This window comes from Pseudomonas frederiksbergensis (assembly GCF_003732275.1).
Lineage (GTDB): Bacteria > Pseudomonadota > Gammaproteobacteria > Pseudomonadales > Pseudomonadaceae > Aquipseudomonas > Aquipseudomonas frederiksbergensis_H.
This window is the reverse complement of sequence record NZ_MOBM01000028.1, coordinates 1-1965: the sequence shown is the minus strand read 5'-3', so window position 1 is coordinate 1965 and position 1965 is coordinate 1. Positions and strand designations below refer to the sequence as shown.

General features: G+C 56.4%; 2 protein-coding genes. Both read right to left on the bottom strand.

The genetic code is table 11. The annotated features are described in order from the left end of the window. Nucleotides 1-74: 74 nt before the first annotated feature. Complete coding sequence (gene istB, locus BK662_RS19150; protein ID WP_123359355.1) at nt 75-863, bottom strand: IS21-like element helper ATPase IstB; 789 nt, start codon at nt 861-863, stop codon at nt 75-77. Further along, nucleotides 860-1882: an IS21 family transposase gene (gene istA, locus BK662_RS19145; RefSeq protein WP_123359354.1), complete on the bottom strand. Its 1023-nt coding sequence runs from the start codon at nt 1880-1882 to the stop codon at nt 860-862. The genes istB and istA overlap by 4 nt, the downstream gene beginning before the upstream one ends. Between the last annotated feature and the right edge of the window lie 83 nt (nt 1883-1965).

Genomic DNA, 1965 nt, shown 5'->3' with positions numbered 1-1965 from the left:
TGTCAACACCGGTTGAAAACTGACCCACCCTACCGAAGTAAAACTGACCCACCCCGGCGGTATTTAAAGTCTGTTTATAGCTTCGGCGAAGCCGTCTCTCGCGGTACCACCTGGCCAGATTTCAACTTGTCCTTCAACCGGTAACTTTGCCCGCTGACCTGAACGATATGCGCATGATGCAGAAGCCGATCCAATAGCGCGGCGGTCAGTGTCGAGTCATCCGCAAAGGTCGTTGCCCACTGGCTAAACGGCAAATTGCTGGTCAGCACGATGCTGCCATGTTCGTAGCGTTTGGCGATGACGTTGAAGAACAGATTCGCTTCGTCACGGCCAAAAGGCAGGTAGCCTATTTCATCGATCACCAGCAATTTCGAGCGCTGCACCACTCGACTGAAATACTGAGCCAAACGCCCCTGGTGATGTGCGGCGACCAGTTGCAATGTCAGATCGGCGGCGGTGATGAACTTTGTCGAGATGCCCGCCATGATCGCCCGGTGCGCTAGCGCGCTGGCCAAGTGCGTTTTGCCAACGCCGGACGGCCCCAGCAGCACCACGTTTTCCTTACGCTCGATAAAGGCCAGTCCGGCCAGTTCAAGGATCTGACTTTGCGGCGCTCCGCTGGCGAATTTGAAGTCGTATTGCTCAACGGTTTTTACAGCCGGCAGCCCGGACAAGTGCAGCAGTGTCTGTCGTCGCCGTTCGTTTCTGGCGCGATCTTCACCCAACAGAAGTTGTTCCAGGAAGTCGGCGTAACTCGTTTCTTTTTCGGCTGCTCGCTGCGCCAGAGCGGGCCAGTCCGTGGCGAAGGTATCGAGTTTGAACTGTTGGCAGAGCGCTTCAATGCGCAGGTGTTGAAGGCTCATGCTCGCACCTCAAGCAGGGCTTGGTAGACCGACAGTGGATGTTGCAGGCTCTCCACCGGTATGGGCTGAATGGCTTGTATCAGAACGCTCGGAACGCCTTGAAGCGCTGGCAGCGGCAGCAAATAGTGCACCTCTTTATCCAGGCGATACTGAGGGATTTCACCGGTCGTAGCGTGAGTTCGGGCATTGGCGATATCGATCAGCCAAGGGCCGATTTTGCTGTTCGCGACTTCGACATCCAGCACCAAACCAACCTGATTAAGTGTCGCTGCCAGCGGCACGACGAAACTGTTTTTCAGGTAGTGGTTGAAGCGCTCAACCTTGCCCTTGGTTTGCGCTCGATAGGGCCGGCAAACCTTTGGCCTAAAGCCATAGCGTTCTGCCAAGCTCAACAGAGCCGGGTTCCAACGGTGCTCGCCGGGGCCATAGACATCGCGCTCTTGGATGATGGTCTTGGCGTTGTCGAACAACACTTTGCGTGGCGTGCCGCCGAAGAAATGCAGGGCTTTTTCAATGCCAGCGCACCAGGCTGCGGAGTCTTCCCGTCGCGAGAAAACAACGTAAGTGGCGCGACTCCAACCCAGCGTTGCGACAAATGCCAACAGCGGATCGCGGCCACGTCGAATGATCGTGAAATCCGCCTGCATCTGTTCGCCAGGCTCTGTTTCAAAGCGCACAACGGGCTCGTTGGCCTTGGATTTCAAGGTCAGCAGAAAGCTGGTGAGGATGGAGTAACCGCCCGTATAGCCCTGTTCTCGGATCTCTCTGAGCAGAACAATCGCAGGGATCCAGTGTGGCCGAGCGGTATCTACGCGTTGACGCAGGAAGGCCTCGAAAGGCGCAAGCTTGCCCACGCGCTCCGCGCGCGGACCGTAGACGACGGGTTGGCGCTGGGCTTGTAATTTGAGGTGGCGTCGAATGGTATTGCGTGAGCAGCCCATCTGCCGAGCGATAGCTCGAATAGACAAACCCTGACGAACAAGAACACTGATTTCCACGTGTTGCTCCTTGGACAGCATGGGCAGCTCGCAAAAGCTGCATTTTGCCCAAGTGGGTCAGTTTTCAACCGGTAGGGTGGGTCAGTTTTGCATCGGTACTGACA